Origin of the sequence: Claveliimonas bilis (assembly GCF_020892095.1) — a bacterium.
Taxonomy (GTDB): Bacteria; Bacillota; Clostridia; order Lachnospirales; family Lachnospiraceae; genus Claveliimonas; species Claveliimonas bilis.
Map to the genome: position 1 here is coordinate 112116 of NZ_AP024845.1, position 23784 is coordinate 135899.

Here is a 23784-nt window from a genome sequence, read left to right on the forward strand (position 1 = left end):
ATTATACATGCAAAGCAAAAATATATCCAGAAGATTTACTCCTCCTTTGCCTTTCCTTTCAGGCAGAATTGCTTTTTGGAAAAGCTTACAATGCCTTCCCGCCTCATTTTGCCAAGCTCCCTGCACATGGCACTTCTCTCAACAGATAAAAAATCTGCCATCTCCTGTCTGTTAAAAGGAATCTGAAACTCGGTCTTACCTGTCTCCTGCGCCTGAGCCGACAGATAACTCATCAGTTTTTCTCTCGTTGTCCTTGCACTTAAAAACTCTGCTTTTCGTGACATGTAATATGTTTTATCCGCCAGGATACCCACAAGATTTCCAAGGAGCACAGTCCTTACATCCTCCGGGACTTTTTGATTCTCAAGTATTGTTTCAAGATTTAAAAATAAAACGCTGGCTTTTTCCAGAGCTGTAATATTGATATTCAGCCTCTTTTCCTGCCTGCAGGCGTACACTTCTCCGAAGATCTCCCCCTGCCTTACGACTGCAAGAATGCTTCTGTTGCCCCAGAAATCTTCCCTCTCCAGAGACAGGCTCCCTTCTACCAGAAATCCGGCTGCTTTCAGAGAAGTTCCCTGTCTGAAAAGCTGCTGTCCTTTTTCAAAGTCTGCCCATCTTGCATCAAGGCACCGAAGAACTTCCATCATTTTTTCTTCAGGTATGCCCTGAAACAAGGGTGATACCAACAGCATTTTTATAACATCACCCATATTTCCTCTTTTCTGTTGCAAAAGCAACTGATTCTTTTTTTCTTTTATACTATACTAAGTCAGGCAGCGACATACAATACAAAGATAAGGAGAAAAATTATGATACGTAAAATCATTCAGATTGATGAAGAAAAATGCAACGGATGCGGGCTTTGTGCCGATGCCTGCCATGAAGGCGCCATTGAAATGGTAAACGGCAAGGCAAAGCTGATGCGCGACGATTACTGTGACGGCTTAGGCGACTGTCTTCCGACCTGTCCCACTAATGCCATTTCCTTTGTTGAAAGGGAAGCGGCAGCCTATGATGAAGAGGCAGTGAAACGCCACCTTTCCAGTCGAAAAACTTCTTCCAACAGAAGCACAGCGAACACATCGCCGGTGGAATCCCAGCTTCGCCAATGGCCGGTACAGATCAAACTGGCTCCTGTCAACGCCCCTTACTTTGACGGCGCACATCTTCTGATCGCCGCTGACTGCACCGCATATGCTTACGGAAACTTCCATCAGGATTTTATCCGCGGCAAAGTCACTTTGATCGGCTGCCCAAAACTGGACGCAGTAGATTATACCGAAAAACTGACAGACATTATCAAAAATAACAATATAAAAGATGTCACCATCGTCCGCATGGAAGTTCCCTGCTGCGGCGGAATCGAACATGCTGCTGCAGAAGCACTGAAAAACAGCGGAAAATGGATTCCCTGGCAAGTTGTAACCATCTCCATCGAAGGGGACATTCTGGACTAATCAACAAAAAAGCACAGGGTATTTGACATTTTTACCCACCGTAAACTGCAATTTGGGACGTAACACTTTTAAAAAGTGTTACGTCCCAAATTGACTATTTCGCCTGGATAAATCCTTTTGCAGTCAATGTTTCCGCACACAGCACTGCGCCGCCGGCAGCGCCGCGTACTGTATTGTGGGACAGACCGATAAATTTATAATCATAAATCGAATCCTCCCGCAGACGTCCGATAGATACGCCCATTCCTCTCTCATAGTCAACGTCAAGGCTTACCTGCGGACGGTTGTCCTCCTCCAGATACTGGATAAACTGTTTCGGCGCACTCGGAAGTTCAGCCTCCTGCGGAAATCCCCGGAAGCTTACCAGCTTCTCGATCAGTTCCTCTTTTGAAGGTTTCTTCTCAAAATTAATAAATACTGCAGCAGTATGACCGTTCAAAACAGGGACACGCACACACTGGCATGTAATCTTCGGGGCGTCTGCCATAACAATCTCGCCGTTTTCTACCCGGCCAAGAACACGTAAAGGTTCCTTTTCACTTTTTTCTTCCTCTCCGCCAATATAGGGAATAATATTGCCGTCCATCTCCGGCCAGTCCTTAAATGTTTTTCCCGCACCGGAAATCGCCTGATATGTAGTAACAACAAGTTCCTTAGGACCAAATTCCTTCCATGCAGCAAGGCAGGGTGCGTAACTTTGGATCGAGCAGTTTGGCTTTACAGCAATAAATCCTCTTGTTGTTCCCAGCCTCTTTTTCTGTGACTCGATGACGTCAAAATGTTCCGGATTGATTTCCGGAACTACCATCGGCACATCCGGAGTCCAGCGATGGGCGCTGTTATTGGATACCACAGGAGTCTCCGTCTTTGCATACTCCTCCTCGATCGCTTTGATCTCTTCTTTTGTCATATCAACAGCGCTGAAAACAAAATCTACAGTCGCTGCAACTTTTTCCACTTCATTTACATTAAGTACCGTCAGTTTTTTTACCGCCTCCGGCATGGGAGTATCCATCTTCCATCTTCCTCCCACTGCCTCCTCATATGTTTTTCCGGCAGAACGCGGGCTTGCCGCTACTGTTACTACCTCAAACCAGGGATGATTTTCCAGCAGAGAAATAAAACGCTGTCCTACCATACCTGTCGCTCCCAAAATGCCTACTCTTAATTTCTGTTCCATTTTCTCTCTCCTTTTCCTTTTATTTCTCTGTCCGGTCAGATGCGGTCATCCCCATAGCCTTCCAGATATTTTTTATATTTCCCGATCACATCCTGCATAGCAGCCTTTCCGGGCGCTCCTATTGTCACTCTCTTATTGACACAGGTTTCCATGCTGATGGCATCGTAAATATCCTCCTCAAAGACCGGAGATATCTGCCTGTATTCCTCCAGGGACATATCATCCAGGGCAATTCCTTTATCGATACAATACAGAACCAGCTGTCCCACAATGCCGTGAGCATCCCGGAAGGGCACACCTTTGCCTACCAGATAATCCGCTGCATCCGTGGCATTGGTAAATCCATGCCTTGCGCTTTCCGCCATTTTCTTCCGGTTGAATTTCATGGTTCTAAGCATACCTGTAAACAGGGACAGACAGCCTTTTGCCGTATCAATGGCGTCAAATACAAGTTCTTTATCTTCCTGCATATCTTTGTTATAAGCAAGAGGAATCCCCTTCATAGTCGTAAGAAGAGACATCAAAGCTCCATAAACCCTTCCTGTCTTTCCACGTACCAGCTCGGCAATATCCGGATTTTTCTTCTGGGGCATAATACTGCTTCCTGTGCTGTATGCATCATCAATTTCCACAAACTGATACTCATTCGTATTCCAGATAATGACTTCTTCTGAAAACCTGCTCAAATGCATCATGACCATAGACAGGGCAGATAAAAACTCAATCAGATAGTCTCTGTCTGATACTCCGTCCATACTGTTGAGTGTCGGTCCGCTAAATCCTAAAAGCCTTGCTGTATATTCCCGATCAAGAGGATACGTTGTCCCTGCCAGTGCTCCTGAACCTAAGGGGCAGGTATCCATCCTGCGGCAAATATCCACCATACGCTCATGATCCCTTTTGAACATTTCAAAATATGCTCCCATATGATGAGCCAGCGTAATCGGCTGTGCTTTCTGCAGATGGGTAAATCCCGGCATAAAAGTTTCCGTATTTTCTTCCATGATGGAAAGCAGCGTATGCAGCATTTCCTTGATCAGGCTATTCATCTGCCTTACTTCATCTCTTGTATAAAGCTTCATATCAACCGCTACCTGATCGTTCCTGCTCCGCCCTGTGTGAAGCTTTTTCCCTGCCTCTCCGATCCGCCTGGTCAGCTCTGCTTCCACAAAGCTGTGAATGTCCTCATATTCGTCTGTAATCTCCAGTTTTCCTTTTTCCACATCTGACCGGATTCCCTGAAGTCCTTCTATAATATCTTCCTTTTCTGCATCACTCAAGACCCCTTGTCTTGCCAGCATCATCACATGTGCAATGCTTCCCTCAATATCATGAGCATACAGCTTTTTATCGAAAGAAATGGAAGCATTGAAATTATATACTAACTGATCTGTTTCTTTTGTAAATCGACCGCCCCATAACTGCGCCATAAGTGGAATCCCCTTTCTTTTGTATTATAGTTTGTTATTCTAACACATTTCCCTGTAAAAACCCAGTTATTTTTCATAATTCCTTCTTTTCTGGGCCTCTGCCAGAGAAAATTCACATCCACAATAGTCCTGACGATACAGGTTAAATTCTTTTGAAAGTTCTATGGATCTTTTATAACCATTTTTCTTCTTGAAATCAGACTGAAGATACGTAACGCCATACTCTTCTTCCATTTTCTTGCCGATTTCATTAAGCCGGTCTGCATTTTTCAAAGGACTGATGGTAAGCGTGGTCGTAAAATAATCAAATCCGCCCTTCTTCGCGATCTGTGCCGACTCCCTAAGACGCAGTTCATAGCATTTCAGACAGCGCTCTCCACCTTCCTTGAGGTGTTCCAGCCCTTCTGCCATCTTATAAAACTTCTCCCTGTCATAGTGCCCTGCAAGAAAAGATATCGGATATTTTACCTGAATCTCTCCGATCAGCGTCTGTTGTTCCAGAATCCTTTTGGTATATTCACTTTCCGGAAAAATATTCGGATTATAATAAAATACAGTGATTTCAAAATAATCACTTAAATATTCCAGCACATAACTGCTGCAGGGCGCACAGCAGCTGTGAAGCAAAAGCCTGGGAACTTCCCCGCTTTTTTCCAGCTTTGCCAGCAGCATATCCAGCTCTCTTTGGTAATTCATAGAACGTCTCCTCTTTCCTCACTTTTTGTTCTAATAGAATCTGATACTTAGTATATGGTATTTTCCCCTTTGTTGCAAGCACCGTTTGCCGCGGACCGCATAAACTAATATATACTTACAGCAGCGCTGATACGCGGAGGATTTCCTATGGAAGAAATTTTAGAACTGAAACATATCTATTATTCTTATCACACAATGGATGGCGAAACACCGGCTCTTACCGATATTTCTTTCAGCATGAAAGAAGGAGAATTTGTGGCTGTCGTCGGCCCCTCCGGCTGTGGCAAATCCACATTGCTTTCTCTGATCGCCGGACTTTTGGAACCCGAAAGAGGACTGATTAAGATCAAAGGAAAATATCTCCGGGAAAGTACAACAAATATCGGCTATATGCTCCAGCATGATCAGCTCTTTGAGTGGCGCACTATCTACAACAATGTCATTTTAGGGCTGGAAGTGCAGCATATGCTGACGACAAAATCCAAAGAGAAAGCCCACGAACTCTTGGATACTTACGGTCTGAAACAGTTTGAAAATTCCAGGCCTTCCGAACTGTCCGGAGGAATGCGGCAAAGGGCTGCTCTCGTCCGCACGCTTGTACTTGAACCTGATATCCTTCTTCTGGATGAACCGTTCTCGGCTCTTGACTATCAGACCCGGCTTCATGTCGGCGACGATATCGGCCAGATCATACGAAAGGAAAAGAAAACTGCCATCTTAGTAACCCACGATTTATCAGAGGCCGTTTCGCTGGCAGACAGAGTCATTATCTTAAGCCCCCGCCCGGCGTCCATCAAACAAACCCTCTCCCTTGTCTTTCATCTGGATGAGGATACCCCGCTGAAACGGAGAGATGCACCGGAATTTAAAACCTATTTTAATCTGATCTGGAAGGAATTGAACAGCAATGAGTGATTTATCTACTGCACAATTAAACTATCTGAACAAACAGAAAAAATATACCCGGATCGTGCAGATTTCCCGGATTTTTCTTTTGCTTGCCTTTCTGTTCATCTGGGAATTCAGCGCAAACATCGGTCTGATCGACTCTTTTATCTTCAGCAGCCCTTCAAAAATCGCACTGTGTTTTTGGGATATGCTGAAAGATCACAGTATTTTTACACATATAGGAGTAACTCTCTATGAGACAATTGTCAGTTTTGCCCTTGTAATTGCCATCAGCCTTCTGATGGCAGTTGCTCTTTGGCTTAGTCCCCGCCTCTCCGAGGTACTGGATCCCTACATCGTGGTACTGAACAGCCTGCCGAAATCCGCCCTTGCTCCCCTTTTGATCGTATGGCTTGGCGCAACTACAACAACCATTATTGTAGCCGGAATGTCTGTGGCGATCTTCGGAAGTATATTAAACCTCCACACCGCCTTCAAGACCGTGGATCCGGAAAAGATCAAACTGATCTACACCCTGCACGGGAACCGTTTTCACGCTCTTACAAAGGCTGTCATTCCAAGTTCCATCCCTGCTGTCATCAGCACCATGAAGGTTAACATCGGCCTTTGTCTGGTAGGAGTGATCATCGGCGAGTTTCTGGCTGCCAGAGAGGGGCTTGGTTATCTAATCATATACGCCAGCCAGACCTTCAAGCTTGACTGGCTTCTCATGTCTATCGTGCTTTTGTGTATCATGGCAATGGGGTTGTATTCGCTGATTAATCTTCTGGAAAGATGGTATCGAAAGCGGGTATGACTTTGTTGCAAAAAAGCAGCCGTACTTTTGTACCGGCTGCCCTACATACTTTATTGCCTACAGCTCATTAAGCTGCTCCATAATTTTCTGCATCCCCTCTTCACTGAAATCATAATGGAAGGTCTTTTTCTCTTCCTTCGTCGCATCATAACAGAAAGGTCCCTCCCAGACAGTAAGAAGAAATTCTTCTTTTTTTTCTTCGTTCTCTTTCTTCTCTATCCGGTAATTCATCTTTCCCCGGCTTCCATTGAAAACAGATTTTTTGTAAAATGCAAGAGGAAACAGCATTTCTCTTGAAATGGTCATTATGATTCCTTCACCTTTTCCTTTATAATTATAATTCAAATACTTCCATATCATCCGGCACATACAGATTACCGTGATAGTACTCTTTTCCTTCTTCTGTATAAAGCTCTTTGCGCCTTGCGATATTCTTATCCTCGGTATGATAGAGGATCAAATTCGGGATTTTCAGCTCTTCTGCTGTCTGGCACGCCTCTTTTACCGTACTGTGATGTTTTTCGTAAGGGCCAAATTCATCCGCCTCGCTGTACAGGCAGAACGCCTCATGCATCAGCCAGTCACTGTCCTTTGCGAACTCATAATCCTTCTCATTATACGGCTCGTCCCCTGCGCAGGTAAATTTTACATTTCCCGGAAGCATCATGGTAAAGCCGTACTGTTTTGCTTTTGTGGAATAAATATCAAAGAAAGTTACCGGACAGTCCAGAATTTCTCTTGTCTCCCCATGAGCCACCGGAGTAAGGAGGATTCTCTCTCCGATATGCTTTGTTACTTTTTTCTGTATAGTCAGATCAGTGATCGTCCTGATAACCGGAATCAGATCTTCATGGCAATAGATATTCAAATTTCCCTCATATTTGCCTTTATTCATATTCTGCCCGATCATCCGTACAAGCCAAATCAGCCCCAGAAGATGATCAATATGTTCATGAGTAATGAAAATATCGTGGATCTGGGACAGCGGTATTCCTGCGTCTTTCAAACGCTTCAGGATCTGATTTCCGCCCCCTGCATCTACCAAAAAATGTCTGTCTCCATCTGAAAATACAAAGCATGTATTGTAGCATTCCGTAACAGCTGCATTTCCGGTTCCTAAAATTGTAAGCTTCATCTTTTAATTTTCCTTTCCTGTTTCACATTTCTCATAAAATTTAATCAGGGCCTGTGTACCGTCCTCCTCACAGCCTGCCTCTGCAAGCGTTTCATAATTGTCCAGCACCCTTTCCAGTACATTCAGATCCAGCTCTTCGCTCTTCGCCTCGCTGGCAGCCAGCTTCATATCCTTGATAAAATGCTTGATAAAAAATCCCGGAGCAAAATCCCCTTTTAATATCCTGGGGGCAAGGGTATCAAGCTGACGGCTTCCCGCCGCTCCCGTTGCCACCGAATCAAGGAGAGTCTGAAGATCAAGACCCTTGGCCTTTGCATAGCTTAACGCTTCGCAGAGTCCGGATATGGTTCCTGCTATTATGATCTGATTCGCAAGTTTTGTATTTTGTCCTGCTCCTGCCGCTCCTTCATAATTGATATTGTTTCCCATTGCTTCAAACAACGGCAGACAGGACTCGTAATCTTCCTTCGCTCCTCCCACCAGTATGGAAAGAGTTCCTGCTTTTGCCCCTGTATCTCCTCCTGTCACCGGAGCGTCCAGCGCATGAAGTCCTCTCTCTTTGGCCTCTCTGTCAATCTTTTCTGCGATCTTCGGACTGGAAGTTGTCATATCAATGACATAGGCTCCCTGTTTCGCATTCTGCAAAATACCATTTTCTCCAAAATAAACTTCCTCCACATCTTTCGGATAACCTACGATCGTAATCACCGCATCTGCATCTTTCACACACGCCGGGATCGTCTCGTAAAATACAGCTCCCTCCTGCTCCAGATCAGACACCTTGCTTCTGGTCCTTGCATAAATATTAAGTTCATATCCTTTTTTCATCACGTTTCTGGCCATGGATTTTCCCATGATCCCTAATCCGATAAATGCTATTTTTTTCATTGCCCTGTCTCCTTTTCCTTTCTGCTTTACGCTATCTATCATACTACCAATCCTGTTCTTTCCGCCATACTTCTTCCTTATTTTTTTATTAAACTTATTGACTTTTCCTCTTCGAAAAGTTCATACTGAGCTTAAATAAATAAGAAAGTGAGTGAGTGCCGATGGACATTAAAGTAGCGGAAGATGTTTCAGCAGAGTATCTGTCAATTGTCAATGATATTCTTAAGGATGCGGATTTCCGAAAACTTGCCCTCTATATCCAGCATTTAAGGACGACCAGGCTGATCCACAGTCTGAATGTTTCTTATCTTTCCTGGAAAATTGCCAAAAAGCTGGGCTGTGATGAAAGAGCCGCTGCCCGCGCCGGACTTCTCCACGATTTCTTTCTCTACAAATTCAGTGACCCGAAGCCGGTAAAGGAACTGCAGGCCTTTTATCATCCGAAAGTAGCCGCAAAAAATAGCAGTGAGCATTTTGACATATCCGAAAAAGAACGTCTGGCAATTCTTTCACATATGTTTCCGCTGGGACCTCTTCCCACAAGCCGGGAAGCCTGGATCATTACTTGCGCCGACAAGCTCTGCGCTGCAATGGAACTGTGTTGTTTTTCCATTGCATTTGCAAAACAGGGACGCGTCATAGTGATTCCGGCATAATAAGTTGAGAAGAAATGAAATTTCCTGCCAAACAAGTAAAAAGAGACACTTCCTGATATCAGAGAGTGTCTCTTTCCTCTTTCCATAAAAAGCTGGAAATCGGACTTGAACCGACGACCCCTTCATTACGAGTGAAGTGCTCTACCGACTGAGCTATTCCAGCAAACTGTAAATGTCATTTTCAAACCAGTACGCATTCAAGTATAGCTGTGTGTCGATCGTTTGTCAATAGATTTTTAAAGGGGTATTGTCTTTTTTCTCAAATTCACAATCCGTATAAACGGCAACGCTATCTGACTTTTGTCATCCTGCCTGCGTCCATCTCCCAGACATGATCTGCAAGAAGTGTGATATCTTCACTATTATGGCTGGTAAGAAGAATCGTCTTGCCTTTCTCTTTCCGCTCCATCAGCAAGGAACGTATTTCTTCCACCCCTTTCTTATCTAATCCATTAAAAGGTTCATCCAAAATAAGAAGATCCGGATCCTCCATGATCGCTTGAGCGATTCCCAGTCTTTGCTTCATTCCCATAGAATATTTGGCTACTGCTTTTTTTGAGGAAGGATCCAGTCCTACTTTGCGGATTACCTCCTTAATCTGCTCGTCTGTAACGCACCTGCGGATTCCTGCCAGCAGCCGGAGATTTTTAAACCCTGAGATTTGTGGAATAAATCCCGGATGCTCAATGATCAGCCCGATAGATTCCGGGAAATCCACATCTTTTCCAATCTGTTTCCCATCTACTGTAATCTTCCCTTCTGTTGGGGTAAGAAAACCGCAGATACATTTAAAAAGCACACTTTTCCCTGAACCATTATTTCCAATTACCGCATAAGTTTTCCCTCGTTGAAATTCGCAGTTGATTCCCTTAAGAACCTCTTCTTCCCGGAAGGTTTTTCTTAAATTTTCTATCTTTACCATTATTTCATTCATCCTCCGCCCCTCCGTTTCTCTATGAAAATACGAACTGATATCGTCTAGCCAGCTTTCTGATGATAAAAATGTTTAACAGAATCCATAGGCCAAGGATCAGATAACTATGCCATAACCTTGGTAACAAATCATATCCGAAATTATGCATATAGTAGGTAGCGTGATTTAAGGGTGAAATCCATCCAGTGATCACATTGCTTTTATACTGCAGTATCTGTGGTATGTCCAGGATTCTCCCGATGATTTCTGGATTTAACAAAAGCCCATAAAGATTCAGGATAAATACACTTAAGACCCCTCCGAACTGATTTTTCAAAAGATTAAATATCATCATAATCGTCGCTGTCAGCAGCGTATATAGAGTCATCAGAAGAAAGATCTCTGCCATGCACTGATAAGGCTTTGACATTTCCATCGTTTTCACGGATGCCGGCAACGCTATATCCTCTCCCACGCCAGAATAACCAAGAAGCGCTCCTGTCTCACTCCACATATTTCCCACAAAAGACAAAGGTGCACACAAAATGCAAAACATTACCAGCACAAAAAACATGTAAAGAAATGTTACCGTTACAATATACAGAATTTGTGCGCCCATCCAGGCCTTTCGTCCGCTCCTCATCAGATAATAGGGCGTGGCTTCATTGAGAAAAGGCATATCCATAAAGAAAAAAATCAGAAGAAAAGATGCCAGCAAAATGGATTTCCCACCACTAAACGCCCACACAAAGGGTTCAAAAATCTGCATGGTAGTCTCATATGTACGTGCAAACATAATGGCTTTGGCTGACATCATAACGCAAAATACAAAGGCCAATACAAAAGCCAGCATGATTCGGGGATTTTTCTTCCATCCCAGAAAATTCAGTTTAGTTATGGAACATACAAGACGGAACTCATTCATGGGTCCACCTTCTTTCCATGACGAACAGATAGCACGCTGCCGCCAGCACGTTAGCAACGGCCAAAACCACTACAACCTGGCACACCGGGGAGATCCGCAGTAACATCCACTCTTTGGGATTTAAAAGCGGATAGTCTGAAAGATACGCCTGAAACAGTGTGGATATCACATAGTATAGAATAAAAGGAGCCGCATATGCCATATAACGATTATTGGAAGTGCCTGCAATTGCTCCTCCAAGCAAAGCATATAAAGAGCTGTTCATACACAAGATTACAGTTCGTTTACACAAATATACAAGACTTTCCATTTGAAAGTTCTGTATTTCCATTTTATCCGTGTGAAACATAAGCATAAACACAACCATAAGAAGCAGAACTGTCGCAAGAACAGTCAGGATTCCAAATGTAATACAACTGAGTATCTTACTGGTGTAGTATCGTTTCTTTGTTGTTCTAAGAATACTGTAGTACAATGTCCCACTCTGTAAATCTTCTATATACATCCCGCTTGCTGCCAGAGTACATGCGATTGGCAGTACGTAAGTCAGAGCGTCTGTATGAAGGGCCAGATAAGCTGCAGAAAGGAAACGGATCTCCCCTTCCGGCAGCACTGTTTCAGAAATGTATTCCAGCATTTCTCCCATACCAAACGCTCCGGCTAAAAAGCACAGCACAATCCCCACATAAAAACCTGTGGAACATAATCCACGCTTACAGTCTACCTGATACATTCTGTTCATGATTCTTCCTTTCAGAAATTAGTCTACCGGAATCCGAGAATCAATATTAGGCTGGATATACCCTCCGTCAATGGCATTTAAAACAACTATCATATCACTAAAAGGAGTGGTTCCCAAAGTTCCAAAAGTCACTTCGTGTCCCACAGTAAAGACCCAAACCGGCACAAGCCACGCTCCGTCGGGATTCTCAAATGCCGGGACATTTGCTCCGCGAAGCTGGACATCTTTAATCTCATAATAATAGATATCTCCATAGTCCTCCTCCCCATACTTTGCCAGAGAAACATACAGTAGATGATCATATAATTTTTCTTTTATTTCATCAAAAGATAATAATTCAGTATTCTCTGCTATCGTCCCTACCTTTTGGGAAAGATTATCCCATTCAAACTGCATGATCCCTTCCCCGGTCACAATAATACGAATTTGCTCCGTAGCAAAAGGAGGGGCATAAACTTCTTCCGGCAGATCATTAAAAGGCTGCTGAAACGGCTGTTCATATCCTGCAAGCTCTCCCGCCTTCCGATTGTAATAAATGGAGAATCCGTAATCTGTGATTCCCTCATCCTGATTCACGCCTGCCATACTCTCACCCTCTGCATTTCCAACCGTCCTGCAGCATCCCGTCATCGTGTAATCATTAAGTCCGAGATCTTCTAATACTTTTCCGCACATCGCAACTGCTTCTTCCTCCGAAATTGTAAAACGGTCTGTATCGTTCATCTCTGTTTCTATCCACTGAAGATATTCCAGATAGTTTTGACCGATCTGCAAAAGCTCACAGTTTTTCAATTTTTTTGCCAATTCTTTTTCGTCTATAAAATTCCCCTGCTGAAAAAGAAAATTTGTGGTACTTCCAACGTCCTCATCATAGTCGATCGCATAAATCAATGGATCCGTTTTCTTCCCGCAATCTACCCTTGCCCGAAATCCGATCTTCTCATCTGTATCAAAATAAAATTTACTGTATCTCGGTGCTATAGAACCGCTCTTTGTCTGTATCCGTTCGTACTCTGTCTGGCATGGCTTATCAAGTTTCACCTCCACAGACTCTTTGCTCTCTTTTGGCGGCGCATCCTGCAACAGTTCATCAATTTGGCCTGTTTTGGCATCTATGATCTCCTGATCGTCAAATCCCCACTCTCCTTTGCCTTGCTGGAGAATTTCCTTTTCTTCCTCAAGGCGCGCTTTGCTCATCTCCGGCTCCTTATACAGCGGATTTCCGTCCGAAAAATACTCACAAAGCTGCTCCAGCAGTTCCCCTGTCATATGCTGCACTTCCAACTCATATACCGGTGCATTATAAATCTGAGGAAGATTGATCTGACAGTCCGCCTTGATGGATACTGCTATGTTTCCTTTTTCTACCGATTCCTGCCACTGATCTGGCGCTCCAAAGTCCTTGGGTATTTGCGACTCCTTTGGAAGAATACTGTCCTTTGGCAGTCCCTTAGACTTATCAAGCACAATCTCCTCTTCCGGAGTCTCTTGACAGGCAGCTAAAGATAATACCATACATAAAACGCAGCAAATGGATAATATCTTTCTTTTCATACATTTATCCTCCACACCCATATCTTCTTCCTTTTACAGGACTATTTATATATTGTATTGTTGATATTATTATAAGATAAATTATCAGTATATTCAATCATATGTTAATCTGTTTTTTGAATTTTCCAACTCTCTTACAAATAAAAAACAGCAGTACCCATAAGATACTGCTGCACACATTTTTCTTAAATATCATAATGATACCTACAAGCCAGAATGTAAACATTATTTTCATCTATTCTATATACCAACCTGTCAGTGTCATTTATTCTTCTGCTCCAGAATCCAGACAGATTTCCAACCAACGGCTCTGGTTTTCCTATGCCTGTATTCCCATTTCTTGATATGTCATCCAGAAGGCGATTTATTTTCTTCAATGTTTTCCGGTCTTCCGTCTGCCAATATATATAGTCTTTCCATCCATTTTCTGTAAAAACTTTATTCATCGCCCGCCTCATCCAGATTGTGCATGGAAACCATTCCCTGTTCTAATTGTTTCTTAGACTCCATCAGCCAGTCATAATTTGTCTTATTCCCGACAAGATGCAGATTTTCCATCATATTGTTATAAGATTCTTCCGAAATCATAACCACATTTTTATTGTTTTTTCTGGTTACGATCAGCGTTTCATAATCATCTGTAACTTTATCCATACAGCTTTTCATATTTTCTCTAAGCATAGTATAATTAACAGCCAACATATATCGCACCTCCAGACATACTGTTTTCTGTATTTACATTATAACGTACAATATTTTGTACGTCAATTCTCTTAGTACAATTATATGTACTCATCTGCTCTTCTATTCTAAATAATTTTCATTTTTCAAAATTCAGCTGTTTCAAGCCGCCTCGAACTGTATCTTAATGGGGCAGATCTCCGCTTTCGTTCCAACCCGCATATTCGGCCCGAACAGTCCTACGCCGGAAGTCACGATATTGTGCATGTCACCTTTCTTAAGATAACCGCACGGATTTTCCCACAGGAAATCCATGACAAGATTGCCGGGGAACATCTGCCCGTCGTGGGTATGTCCGCACAGATCTACATCCACGCCGGCCTCGGATAATTCTCCAAGCTGGCTTGGCTCATGGTCTATCACAAGGATCGGTTTATCCTGATCCATATCTTTTGTAATCTCCTCTGGCTTGGCCCGCCTGGTAATTCCTCTTCCCGGGCGCTTTTCATCCGGACGCCCATAGAGATAGAAGCTGTTGTCGATCAGCACTCCCTCATCCCTAAGAAGAGTGATTCCTGCTTTTTCAAGAAGCTCGTCCATCCTGGGATCACTGGCTTTTTCTCCTTCCCTGCTTCCGAAAGTAAAGCCTGCCAGGATCTTTTCCTGAATATCATGATTCCCATAGCAGGCAAACACACCATATTTACTCTTGATTCCTTTCAAAATGGAAATCAATCTTTCCGGATCGTCCAGCGCCTCATATTCGTTGTCAAAAATATCTCCCGCTATCACAACCAGATCCGGGTTTTGTGCATTGACTTTCTCTGTCATCTGTTCCATCTGACGGCATCCGATATTATAGCCCAAATGCAGGTCTGCAAGAAGCACCACATTCAGTTCATCCAGATTGCCTCCGTTCTTTTTTACGGTAATCTCATACTCTGTTGTCCGTATGATTCTGGCATTCACTACCCCCCAGACAGAAACGGCCATAATGATAAGAAGGGCCGCTCCTCCTCCAACGGCCAGCGTCCTGCGGGAGCGAAGTTTATCCTGATCGATCCTCTTTACCCGCCGCAGGATCAATCGTATCACATCTGCAATGACAACTGCCAAAACCGCATACAAAAGTACGCCGAGCCAGTAATTTCCCAGTGATTTGAAAAATCTCTGCAGATTGCCCGCCGGAAGAAGGAAGCCGATCAAAAGGGAAGAGGCCAGGATAAAATAAATCACGGCCATCCCTGCTTTCATCCATTTCTTCTGAAAGAAGTGATGGCAGGCCCCCATCCAGCGGAGCAGCCAGCGAAATAAGTATAGATTAACCAGTATATAAATTGGGGATAAATAGATTGCAAGCATATGTATTATTCTCCTGTATATGTATGTAAATCTTGTTTTCCTGATTCCAGTTATCTGTTACCACTCTACTTTCATAATCCGTAATTCCCTTTCCGGTATTTGGATATTTCATAGAATAAACGGTATCTGCCGCAAAGATCACTGTGAGCACCACACAGAAGGGGGCCAAAATCTGAAGAGGTATCTTCTGGATCGCATTGTCCAAAAGAGGCGCCAGGACATAGACCAGACCTATACCCCCAATTCCGAATACAAGAAGTCCCTCTGCGCAGATCCTCCCGTGCAGATTCAGAAAATATCCGCTGTAATCCCACCATCTTTCCCCGTTGTGAGCCATTTCCAGATAATAGGAGGAAAAATATTCCACTGTTCCGCAGAGAAGAATAATTCCCACAAATTCTGCCAACGGCCTGTTTCTGATCTTGTTCAGCAGTAAGAGAATGAGAACCCCTCCGCCCCCGTAAATCGGCAGCCATGGTCCGTGAAGGACTCCTCTGTTCACAAATTCTCCGTCCTGCACCAGGTGAAGGCTGACCTCCCACAGCCATCCCATGAAGGAAAAGACAAAAAATAAAACAATGACAGACCACACCGAATAATGACGGAGATAATGGATCATTTCCACCTTTTTTCGCTTTTCTTGCTCCGGAAGCGCTGACAATCGGCTGGGATATGACTTTCTGTCCACTGCGTCTTTTAAAAACTGCATTCGCATATGAAGAGCCTGTGTCTCCTCATATTCTCTTTCTTCTTTTGTATTTGTCAGCAGGATACCCAGATAATCAGCAAAGAATTTTCGGATCCCCTTCAATTTCCTTCCATCTCTTTTCGGTCTTACCAGCGCTGAGATCACATCTTCATAGGCAAGATAGATCATCTCATCTTCTGCCTTTTCAAAAAGATAAGTATCATTCAAATACTGACTTCCCTTTATACGGGCCTTTTTTGCTTCCTCCCGAAGCTGTGCATAGTATTCACTGAAGGAAGCTGCCCGGTAAGGATTAGAGTAAAATATCTCAGACAGCCCTGCTGTCGCCGCTCCCAAAAATGTCCACGGCAAAAAAGAAAGCTCATAGACAAAGCATTCCCATTTATGTCCCTTCATCATCCTTCTGGAAAGACGAATCGCCTCCCTGGAGGAAATATCCGGATTCTCCGCCACAATATAGGACACCAGGTAATAGGAATAATATTTGATAATTCCTCCGATAATTGTAAAGGACCACAGGAACTGAAAAAAGGCGGTCAAAAACATGGTACAGCATGCTTTTACCCACTTTTTCACCCGCAGCAAAAACAGGCACCTTTGAAAAGGTATCGTTTCATAAATCCGCCCTTCCAGAAAAATTCTCCTGGCAATCACGGATACAACATTAGTTATGAAAAACCAGACAGAAAACAGAAATGCAATTCCAAAAAGTACCAAAACCAAAATTGCCGCACTCTCTGATCCCAGCAGCGAATGAAGCGCGCCCACTAAAAAGACCAGCGCTGATCCTGATGTAATATTGTTTACAATACCCGCAAACACTCCCCGGGTTCTTCCAAATACCGGATTCCCCTCCAGGGATCTTTCTTTCTCCTCTTCCTTGATCTGACTGGAGAGCTCCTGCCCGCCTTCCTGATCGCCCGCCAGCAGATCTGCAATAACATCGATCAGCCCGTCGCTGTTTGCGCCGATTCTCGTCAGTCGCTCTTCATCCTCTATGCGGTATACTTCCTCTGCCGGAGTGATATCCAGCACATTGAGAGAAGAGGAAAATTCCACTCCCATATATGCCATGATAAGACATACTGCCACATAGAGAATATAGTGCTTTTTCACAGCCTTTTTGGCCTTCCTTTTCATCTCTTTTCTTGTCGTCATCTGTTTTTATCCCTCATCAGTACTCTTATGCACCATAATCTGCGGGTAAGGAATGACGATTCCTTCCCGGTCAAAACTAAGTTTAATATCTTCTAAAAATTTCCACCGTACTTTCCAGTATTCATCCATGCCTGTCCATGCCCTGACGCCCAGACGTACTCCGCTGGCTCCCAGTTCATCCACGAACACATTCCTCTCTTTATCCTTCATGATTTCCGGTGTGTTCTCCAGCAGATTTTCAAGAATATCCTTGGCTTTGCGAAGATCAGATTCATAAGAAATCTCTATTCGAAGATCCAGCTGCCTTTCGTCCCTCGCTGTCACATTCGTCAGACTATTGTTGGTCAGCATACCGTTCGGCACAACAATGGTTTTATTATCAACCGTTGTCAGCTTCGTATAAAAAAGCTGGATTTCCTTTACCGTACCTTCATTCTTATTGTTATCCTCAATAATATAATCTCCTACCACAAAAGGACGAAGCGTCAGGATCAGCACGCCTCCCGCAAAATTGGAGATCACGCCCTGCAGTGCGAGGCTGACTGCCACGCCTGCCGCCGCCAGGATGGTTGTAATAGAAGAAAGATTTACGCCAAAACTGGTAATGATCAGGATGACCAGCACCGAGTACAGCCCGAATTTAATGATGGAATCGGTAAACTGCTGTACTCCCTTGTCCGCATGGGACCGTTCAAATGCTTTTCCTGTCAGCCTTCGCACCATCCGGATCACACATTTTCCTATTACAAATACAAGAATTGCCAGAATAATTTTGATCCCAAATCCGATCAGATCCGGAATATGGTCCTGAGCATATTGAATAAAAAGGTTTACATTTTCCACTGTTTCTTCTGTTGTCTGTGCAATTTCTTCTGTATCCATCTTTCTGCCTCCTTATTCTTTATCCTTCAGTGCAAGAAATGCACACAAATTCCCTCTGTTCCATCCCTGGACTCTGTGTGAAAATAAAATCTTCGGATTGCAGCAGGTACACACATTTGTCACTGCAATATGTTCCGGAAGCACGCCTGCCTCCTGAAGATTGATCTCATTTGCCTTCCACAGATCAAGCTGAAATTTCCCGTTTTCTTTTTTATAAAATAAATCTTTCCAGTCTTCCTCCCGAAAAGCCTCTTTAAAACGGCTGGTCACATCTTCGCTTACCTCATAGCAGTCCTGGCAGATAGAAGGTCCAACCGCCGCTATGATATCTTCCGGCCTTGTTCCAAAGCATTCCTTCATTTTTTCCACAGTAGCTGCCGCCATCTTTCCTACGGTTCCCCGCCATCCCGAATGGCTAAGTCCGATCGCCCGTTTTACCGGATCCACAAAATACAAAGGCACGCAGTCAGCATAAAACGTCACCAGGCAAATGCCGGGACTGTTTGTCACAAGGCCGTCTGTCTCTTTAAGCGTACTTCCTGCATCCTTTCCAGATACAACAGCAACATTGGTTGTATGGGTCTGCTGTGTATAGACCATCTTCTCCTTTTCCACACCGATAGCCCGGGCAATCCTCTTTGTATTTTCCTCTACTGCTTCCGGATTGTCTCCCCTGCTTAAGCTCAAATTCATAGAGGAATACCCGCCTTCACTTACACCGCCAAGCCGGGTAGAAAAGCCATGAGAGACGATACCGGTATTTTCCAGAATCGGATAGGAAAGAAATGGTACTCCCTCTTTTACCTTTTCTTCTATTACATGGTCATTATTTTTATAAATCAATCCAATACTCATAGGCCCTTCCTCTCCTTCTATCACTTTATCATCCGTCATCTTATCCTGCAAGCTTACTCCATATAGGGAAATGCATTGCGGATCAGTTCGATCTTTTCCCCGCTTCCGGTAATTCCCGCCACATCAAAACGGCAGGCTTCTCCATCCAGTCCTCTTTCCATAATATAAAACATGGCGCACCTGGAAATCGTCCGCTGTTTTTGCAGCGTCACCGCTTCCAGAGGTGTGCCTTTTTTATTGTCTTTCCTGTATTTCACTTCACAGAATACAAGGTATTCCCCATCCCTGGCTACAATATCAATTTCTCCTGCCCTGCATCTGTAATTGTATTCCAGGATTTTATAGCCTTGTTTCTCCAGGTATTCCCCTGCTTTTCTTTCATAAAACGACCCTGTTTGTCTTTGATTTTCTTCCCGCTTTCTCATTTCACAAAATTTCCGATAAAGCTTCGTCTGTGTATGACACATGGTCCCAGTGTCTTCAGCGCCTGGATATGCGCCTTTGTCCCATATCCTTTGTTGGATGCAAAGTCATATCCAGGAAAAATCTCCTCATATTCCTTCATCATCCGATCCCTTGTCACCTTTGCGACAATGCTGGCTGCCGCGATGGAAATACTCTTGGCATCTCCCTTTACAATGGGGACCTGGGAAATTTCCACACCAGGAATAGTCACCGCGTCATTCAGCAGAAGATCCGGGCGCACCTGAAGCTTATCGATAGCCATGCGCATCGCCTCATAAGTTGCCTGAAGAATATTGATCTCATCAATCCTGGCCGGACTGGCCATCCCTATGCCGACAGCAACTGCTTTTTCCATAATCTCATCATAGAGCGCTTCCCGCTTCTTCTCTGAAAGTTTCTTAGAATCATTCAGATATAAAATTTCTGTATCCCTGGGAAGAATGACCGCTCCTGCCACCACCGGGCCTGCAAGCGGACCTCTTCCCACCTCATCAATGCCGCATATGGCCAAGCAGGAAGCATACTGCTTTTCATATACGCTCATCGCTTCCAGGCGCTCCCGTTCTTTTGCAAGTCTGGCGGCCTGTTTTTCCATTCTTTCCCGCTCTTTTTTATTCATGACGGATCACTCCCATTTGGTCAAACGGATAGATTCTGACCCAGGCTCTTCCCAGCAGATCCTCCCGGTGCAGGATTCCTACACTTGGATCCCTGCTGTCCGAACTATGATTCCTGTTGTCTCCCAGAACAAAATATTCATCCGCTCCCAGGGTAATAGGCTCTGATGCAATTCCTCCATCCGCCATAGGCTCCGCCCCATAAATATCACTTTCCAGAAGTTCTCCGTTAATATATACATATCCTCCTGTCACCTGCACCGTCTCGCCCGGCAGCCCGATGATCCTCTTGATATAATATGTATTTTCTTCATATTTATAAGGGAATACGATAATATCATATCGTTTGGGATCCCGGAACCGATAGGAAATCTTGTCCACGATCAGGTTATCTCCATCACTTAACGTTGTCTCCATCGATGATCCGCTGACCCGCGTTCTCTGTCCTACGTAAGTAATAATCAGGTAAGTCAGCCCAATGATAATCAGTATATAGATGATCCAGCCCAGCAGTTCCCGGATAATTCCGTGTTCCTTCCGACGGCCTCTCCTATATCTAGCCATATGTTTATCCTCTTTTCCTGTCGCATTCTGTCTTGATTTTATCATATCCTGTCCGGATATTCCAGAGTAAGCTCTCCCAGCCGTCCACTGCGGAAATCATCCATCAGAAGGGCCGCTGCCTTTTCCACATCCAGCTCATTTCCCCGCACAATACAATGCCGGCTTTCCGCAATCCGATTCAGCACTTCGTAAACGTCTCCGGTTTCTTCTATATTATATTTTCCGGCAATGATTCCCGGATAGTGCTGCTGCATAAATTTCAGAAATTCCGCCGCCAGTTCTTCTGTATTTAAGATCTCATCTTTGATCGATCCAATAAAGGCAAGCTTCATTCCCACCTGCTGATCTTCAAATTTCGGCCAGAGGATTCCCGGCGTATCCAAAAGCTCCACCCCTTTATTGAGGCGGATCCACTGCTTTCCCTTTGTCACTCCAGGCTTATTGCCCGTCTTTGCACAGGCCTTTCCCGCCAGCGTATTAATAAAGGTAGATTTTCCCACATTGGGAATCCCTACTACCATGGCGCGGACCGGCCGGTTTAAAATTCCTCTTTTCCTGTCCCTTTCAATCTTCTCTTTGCAGGCCTCCTGAATGACAGACTGGATATTTTTGATCCCGCCGCCCTTCTTGGAATTAACCTTCACCGCAAGATAGCCTTTGTCTTTAAAATATTCTATCCAGGCATCATTCCACTTGTTCTCCGCCAGATCTGCTTTATTCAGCAGGATCAGCCTGGATTTCTGCCTGCCCAGTTCATCAATATCAGGATTCCTGCTGCTTAGGGGAATCCGGGCATCCACCAATTCGATCACGAGATCGATCAATTTTATATTTTCCTGCATCATACGCCTTGCTTTGGTCATATGTCCAGGATACCATTGAAAGTGCATCTGTTCTTTTCTCCTCTTTTATTTCAAACATGTTATCTCTATGATCTGACAAAGCCAAAATTATTTCCCGGCGAAACGACAAACCATACTTTCCCGTAAATATAGGATCTCTTCACATTCCCAATATCTGCCATTCTGCTGTCCTCACTGTTCTGGCGGTCATCCCCCAGTACAAAGAACTCATCGCCTGCCAGTTCTATTTCCTTGTCCACAATTCCCACATCTGTGATCTCCGTTGTCTCGTAGTCTTCTTCCAGCCTTTCACCGTCAATATAAACTTTTCCCTCTATAATCTCCACGGTTTCACCCGGAAGGCCTACAATTCGTTTGATATAGTAATGGGAATTTTCATTTCCTTTTGGCTTAAACACAATAATATCGCCCCGTTTTGGCGCTGTAGCATCATAGACAATACGATTTACCAGTGTAACATCTCCATTTTCCAAAACCGGCTTCATGGAATCCCCGACTGTCGCCACCCTCTGTCCGAAATACCACACGAACACAAAGGCAAACAAACAGACAAGAGCAATTTTTCCTGCCCATACCACAACCGGCTTCAGCATTTCAATGTGAAATTTTTTTCTTCTATATCTTCTTCTGAATTTTAATCCTCTCATAATCAGCTGTACCTATATAGCAGAGAGTTACTATTCACAGCTACTCCACCTACATGCGCACTCGTTGCGCTTATATGCTTCAGTTCCGCCCCTTACGGGGCTAAGACTGTGAATAGTAACAAAAAGGGACAAGATACAATATGTATTTGTCCCTTCCTCTTGTGTTTTCCTATTTTACTAACTCTTTTACCTTAGCAGCTTTACCTACACGGTTTCTTAAGTAGTTCAGTTTCGCTCTTCTTACTTTACCGCGGCGAACTACTTCAACTTTCTCCACATTAGGAGAATGAAGCGGCCAAGTCTTCTCAACACCTACACCGTTGGATGTTTTCCTTACTGTAAATGTCGCTCTTGTGCTTCCACCCTGTTTTTTCAGGACTGTTCCTTCAAAAACCTGGATTCTTTCACGGTTTCCTTCTTTGATCTTACCGTATACTTTTACGGTATCGCCTACGTTAAACTCCGGCGCATTCTCTTTGAGCTGTTCTGCTTCAATGCTCTTAATAATTTCGTTCATGTGTGACCTCCTTGTTATTCGGACGTTCTTAATACATTTCTATTTCCCTCTCTTACAAAGGGCGCGTATCAGAGGACCATCTCTTTTTCTCACAACATGATTTATGATAACATATGAGAAGGAAGAATGCAAGGATTATTTTCCGGTTATACCGCTGCTTTTCCTTCGGAAATCCACTTCTGGACTATACCAACGCTCTCTTTCACTACTGCTGCAATCTGCTCCACCGGCATGCCAAGATTGGCCATGGATAGAACCGTTTCCTGTTTCATTTCTAATCTTCCTTCCTCACGACCCTTTTCTTCCAGTTTCTCTAATGCCGTACACATGTTCATTCCTCCTTCACTCTCCAAGGCTTCTTCAACGATCAAGCTGCTGTCTGCCATAACTCCGATCACCGCACCCACGTCGGATTTCACTGTTTTTTCTCCATAAAATTTCTTCACCTTAGCAAATTCACCCTGATAAATATATCTGGTGATTTCAAAAATAGTCTGAACATCTTCATTATCAAAATGATATTGGGATGACTCCCTCACCTGCAGCAGATTCATCCGATAATCCGAAAACACTCCGGAAATCTCCGAGGGCATATCACCGATCATGTCCTTCAGGCTCTGTGCGCCATCCCACGGTTTTTCATCATAATAGATCACAATGGTTATAATAGGATGCAGCCGGTCTCCTTTATGCAGGCCGGAAAGAAATTCTTCAGCAGTCGCCTTATCACCAGCTCCCTTGTGCTTCCCTGCAATTTCCTGACATTCTTTCAGGTAACTTAGCGCATCATAAATCATAACTCTCAGTGGCATCCCATAATGGATCTTCCGCTGATTCTCTATTCCCAGTATCACAAAGTCCGTGCCATGAGCTGCCTTTTTCACAAGATCTCTGGTTCTTGTCAAACTTTCTTCATACTTTCCAGATTTTATGAAATTGGATACATCTGTATCCAGCTCTTTCAGCGCCTCCGGCTGTATCACCGTCTTACCGCCAAATACAACTGTGTTAAAGAGACTGGCAAAATGTCCGTTATCTCTCCAAAAACTTTTAAATATAACGTCAGGCTTGATTTCCGTGTTTCTCATATTCACTCCTCTTCCATTCTGTTGCTGAAAATAAGTAACAATCTGTCATTACAGTATCTGATTGGCTATCACGGAAAGAATCTGCTCCAGAC

General features: G+C 43.9%; 28 protein-coding genes and 1 tRNA gene. 4 read left to right on the top strand and 25 right to left on the bottom strand.

Annotated elements, in window-relative coordinates:
* Window positions 1-35: 35 nt before the first annotated feature.
* Window positions 36-713: a Crp/Fnr family transcriptional regulator gene (locus tag EUBC25_RS00580; RefSeq protein ID WP_230106324.1), complete on the bottom strand. Its 678-nt coding sequence runs from the start codon at window positions 711-713 to the stop codon at window positions 36-38.
* 99 nt (window positions 714-812) lie between these two features.
* On the opposite strand from EUBC25_RS00580, the gene EUBC25_RS00585 reads away from it, so the two are divergent.
* Window positions 813-1460, top strand: a complete 648-nt coding sequence (locus tag EUBC25_RS00585; protein WP_230106325.1) for an ATP-binding protein — start codon at window positions 813-815, stop codon at window positions 1458-1460.
* Window positions 1461-1554: 94 nt separating this feature from the next.
* Here EUBC25_RS00585 and asd read toward each other — a convergent pair whose 3' ends face one another.
* The 3 genes from asd to EUBC25_RS00600 form a co-directional block, all read right to left on the bottom strand.
* Window positions 1555-2640 (bottom strand): aspartate-semialdehyde dehydrogenase, encoded by a 1086-nt coding sequence (gene asd / locus EUBC25_RS00590; RefSeq protein WP_230106326.1) that lies wholly within the window; start codon window positions 2638-2640, stop codon window positions 1555-1557.
* 35 nt (window positions 2641-2675) lie between these two features.
* Window positions 2676-4070, bottom strand: a complete 1395-nt coding sequence (gene argH, locus EUBC25_RS00595) for an argininosuccinate lyase (protein WP_230106327.1) — start codon at window positions 4068-4070, stop codon at window positions 2676-2678.
* 66 nt (window positions 4071-4136) lie between these two features.
* Window positions 4137-4766, bottom strand: a complete 630-nt coding sequence (locus EUBC25_RS00600; RefSeq protein ID WP_230106328.1) for an epoxyqueuosine reductase QueH — start codon at window positions 4764-4766, stop codon at window positions 4137-4139.
* Between the two features lie 147 nt (window positions 4767-4913).
* Between EUBC25_RS00600 and EUBC25_RS00605 the strand changes: the two genes are divergently transcribed.
* Together EUBC25_RS00605 and EUBC25_RS00610 are read left to right on the top strand one after the other, a co-directional pair.
* Entirely contained in the window at window positions 4914-5681 is a 768-nt protein-coding gene (locus EUBC25_RS00605; RefSeq protein ID WP_230106329.1) for an ABC transporter ATP-binding protein, read from the top strand.
* A complete protein-coding gene (locus EUBC25_RS00610; protein WP_230106330.1) occupies window positions 5674-6471 on the top strand; it encodes an ABC transporter permease in 798 nt (265 codons plus the stop codon). Before EUBC25_RS00605 ends, EUBC25_RS00610 begins: the two co-directional genes overlap by 8 nt.
* A gap of 57 nt (window positions 6472-6528) precedes the next feature.
* On the opposite strand, the gene EUBC25_RS00615 is transcribed toward EUBC25_RS00610, so the two are convergent.
* From EUBC25_RS00615 to EUBC25_RS00625, 3 genes are read right to left on the bottom strand one after another with little or no spacing between them, the layout of a single operon-like run.
* Window positions 6529-6777 (bottom strand): hypothetical protein, encoded by a 249-nt coding sequence (locus tag EUBC25_RS00615; protein ID WP_230106331.1) that lies wholly within the window; start codon window positions 6775-6777, stop codon window positions 6529-6531.
* Window positions 6778-6805: 28 nt separating this feature from the next.
* Window positions 6806-7606, bottom strand: coding sequence for an MBL fold metallo-hydrolase (locus tag EUBC25_RS00620; RefSeq protein ID WP_230106332.1), 801 nt, complete (start codon window positions 7604-7606; stop codon window positions 6806-6808).
* 3 nt (window positions 7607-7609) lie between these two features.
* Window positions 7610-8494, bottom strand: a complete 885-nt coding sequence (locus EUBC25_RS00625) for an NAD(P)-dependent oxidoreductase (protein ID WP_230106333.1) — start codon at window positions 8492-8494, stop codon at window positions 7610-7612.
* A gap of 161 nt (window positions 8495-8655) precedes the next feature.
* Between EUBC25_RS00625 and EUBC25_RS00630 the strand changes: the two genes are divergently transcribed.
* A complete protein-coding gene (locus tag EUBC25_RS00630) occupies window positions 8656-9150 on the top strand; it encodes an HD domain-containing protein (RefSeq protein WP_230106334.1) in 495 nt (164 codons plus the stop codon).
* A gap of 90 nt (window positions 9151-9240) precedes the next feature.
* Here EUBC25_RS00630 and EUBC25_RS00635 read toward each other — a convergent pair.
* The 18 genes from EUBC25_RS00635 to EUBC25_RS00720 form a co-directional block, all read right to left on the bottom strand.
* Window positions 9241-9313, bottom strand: a tRNA-Thr gene (locus tag EUBC25_RS00635).
* 126 nt (window positions 9314-9439) lie between these two features.
* On the bottom strand, window positions 9440-10084 hold the full coding sequence (locus tag EUBC25_RS00640) for an ATP-binding cassette domain-containing protein (protein ID WP_230106335.1): 645 nt from the start codon (window positions 10082-10084) through the stop codon (window positions 9440-9442).
* A 19-nt stretch (window positions 10085-10103) separates the two neighbouring features.
* Window positions 10104-10988, bottom strand: a complete 885-nt coding sequence (locus EUBC25_RS00645; RefSeq protein WP_230106336.1) for a hypothetical protein — start codon at window positions 10986-10988, stop codon at window positions 10104-10106.
* Window positions 10981-11730 carry a hypothetical protein gene (locus EUBC25_RS00650; RefSeq protein WP_230106337.1) on the bottom strand — a complete coding sequence of 250 codons (750 nt, stop codon included), beginning with the start codon at window positions 11728-11730 and terminating at the stop codon, window positions 10981-10983. Before EUBC25_RS00650 ends, EUBC25_RS00645 begins: the two co-directional genes overlap by 8 nt.
* 18 nt (window positions 11731-11748) lie before the next feature.
* On the bottom strand, window positions 11749-13284 hold the full coding sequence (locus EUBC25_RS00655; RefSeq protein ID WP_230106338.1) for a DUF6034 family protein: 1536 nt from the start codon (window positions 13282-13284) through the stop codon (window positions 11749-11751).
* A gap of 185 nt (window positions 13285-13469) precedes the next feature.
* Window positions 13470-13730, bottom strand: coding sequence for a Txe/YoeB family addiction module toxin (locus tag EUBC25_RS00660; protein ID WP_230106339.1), 261 nt, complete (start codon window positions 13728-13730; stop codon window positions 13470-13472).
* Window positions 13723-13986, bottom strand: a complete 264-nt coding sequence (locus tag EUBC25_RS00665) for a type II toxin-antitoxin system Phd/YefM family antitoxin (RefSeq protein WP_230106340.1) — start codon at window positions 13984-13986, stop codon at window positions 13723-13725. The genes EUBC25_RS00660 and EUBC25_RS00665 overlap by 8 nt, the downstream gene beginning before the upstream one ends.
* A 141-nt stretch (window positions 13987-14127) precedes the next feature.
* Window positions 14128-15327: a metallophosphoesterase gene (locus EUBC25_RS00670; protein WP_230106341.1), complete on the bottom strand. Its 1200-nt coding sequence runs from the start codon at window positions 15325-15327 to the stop codon at window positions 14128-14130.
* Window positions 15287-17194: a DUF975 family protein gene (locus EUBC25_RS00675; RefSeq protein WP_230106342.1), complete on the bottom strand. Its 1908-nt coding sequence runs from the start codon at window positions 17192-17194 to the stop codon at window positions 15287-15289. The genes EUBC25_RS00670 and EUBC25_RS00675 overlap by 41 nt, the downstream gene beginning before the upstream one ends.
* Window positions 17195-17200: 6 nt before the next feature.
* Window positions 17201-18076 carry a mechanosensitive ion channel family protein gene (locus EUBC25_RS00680; RefSeq protein ID WP_230106343.1) on the bottom strand — a complete coding sequence of 292 codons (876 nt, stop codon included), beginning with the start codon at window positions 18074-18076 and terminating at the stop codon, window positions 17201-17203.
* Window positions 18077-18088: 12 nt separating this feature from the next.
* A complete protein-coding gene (gene pgeF, locus EUBC25_RS00685) occupies window positions 18089-18931 on the bottom strand; it encodes a peptidoglycan editing factor PgeF (protein WP_230106344.1) in 843 nt (280 codons plus the stop codon).
* Between the two features lie 53 nt (window positions 18932-18984).
* The gene (locus EUBC25_RS00690; protein WP_230106345.1) at window positions 18985-19356 is read right to left on the bottom strand and encodes a YraN family protein; all 372 of its coding nucleotides are present in this window, start codon (window positions 19354-19356) and stop codon (window positions 18985-18987) included.
* Entirely contained in the window at window positions 19353-20015 is a 663-nt protein-coding gene (locus EUBC25_RS00695; RefSeq protein ID WP_230106346.1) for a ribonuclease HII, read from the bottom strand. Before EUBC25_RS00695 ends, EUBC25_RS00690 begins: the two co-directional genes overlap by 4 nt.
* The gene (gene lepB / locus EUBC25_RS00700; RefSeq protein ID WP_230106347.1) at window positions 20008-20577 is read right to left on the bottom strand and encodes a signal peptidase I; all 570 of its coding nucleotides are present in this window, start codon (window positions 20575-20577) and stop codon (window positions 20008-20010) included. The genes EUBC25_RS00695 and lepB (EUBC25_RS00700) overlap by 8 nt, the downstream gene beginning before the upstream one ends.
* A gap of 41 nt (window positions 20578-20618) precedes the next feature.
* Window positions 20619-21467 (bottom strand): ribosome biogenesis GTPase YlqF, encoded by an 849-nt coding sequence (ylqF, locus tag EUBC25_RS00705; protein WP_230106348.1) that lies wholly within the window; start codon window positions 21465-21467, stop codon window positions 20619-20621.
* Between the two features lie 38 nt (window positions 21468-21505).
* Complete coding sequence (gene lepB / locus EUBC25_RS00710) at window positions 21506-22087, bottom strand: signal peptidase I (RefSeq protein ID WP_230106349.1); 582 nt, start codon at window positions 22085-22087, stop codon at window positions 21506-21508.
* 169 nt (window positions 22088-22256) lie between these two features.
* Window positions 22257-22604, bottom strand: a complete 348-nt coding sequence (gene rplS / locus EUBC25_RS00715) for a 50S ribosomal protein L19 (RefSeq protein WP_230106350.1) — start codon at window positions 22602-22604, stop codon at window positions 22257-22259.
* 146 nt (window positions 22605-22750) lie between these two features.
* Window positions 22751-23692: an RpnC/YadD family protein gene (locus tag EUBC25_RS00720; RefSeq protein WP_230106351.1), complete on the bottom strand. Its 942-nt coding sequence runs from the start codon at window positions 23690-23692 to the stop codon at window positions 22751-22753.
* Between the last annotated feature and the right edge of the window lie 92 nt (window positions 23693-23784).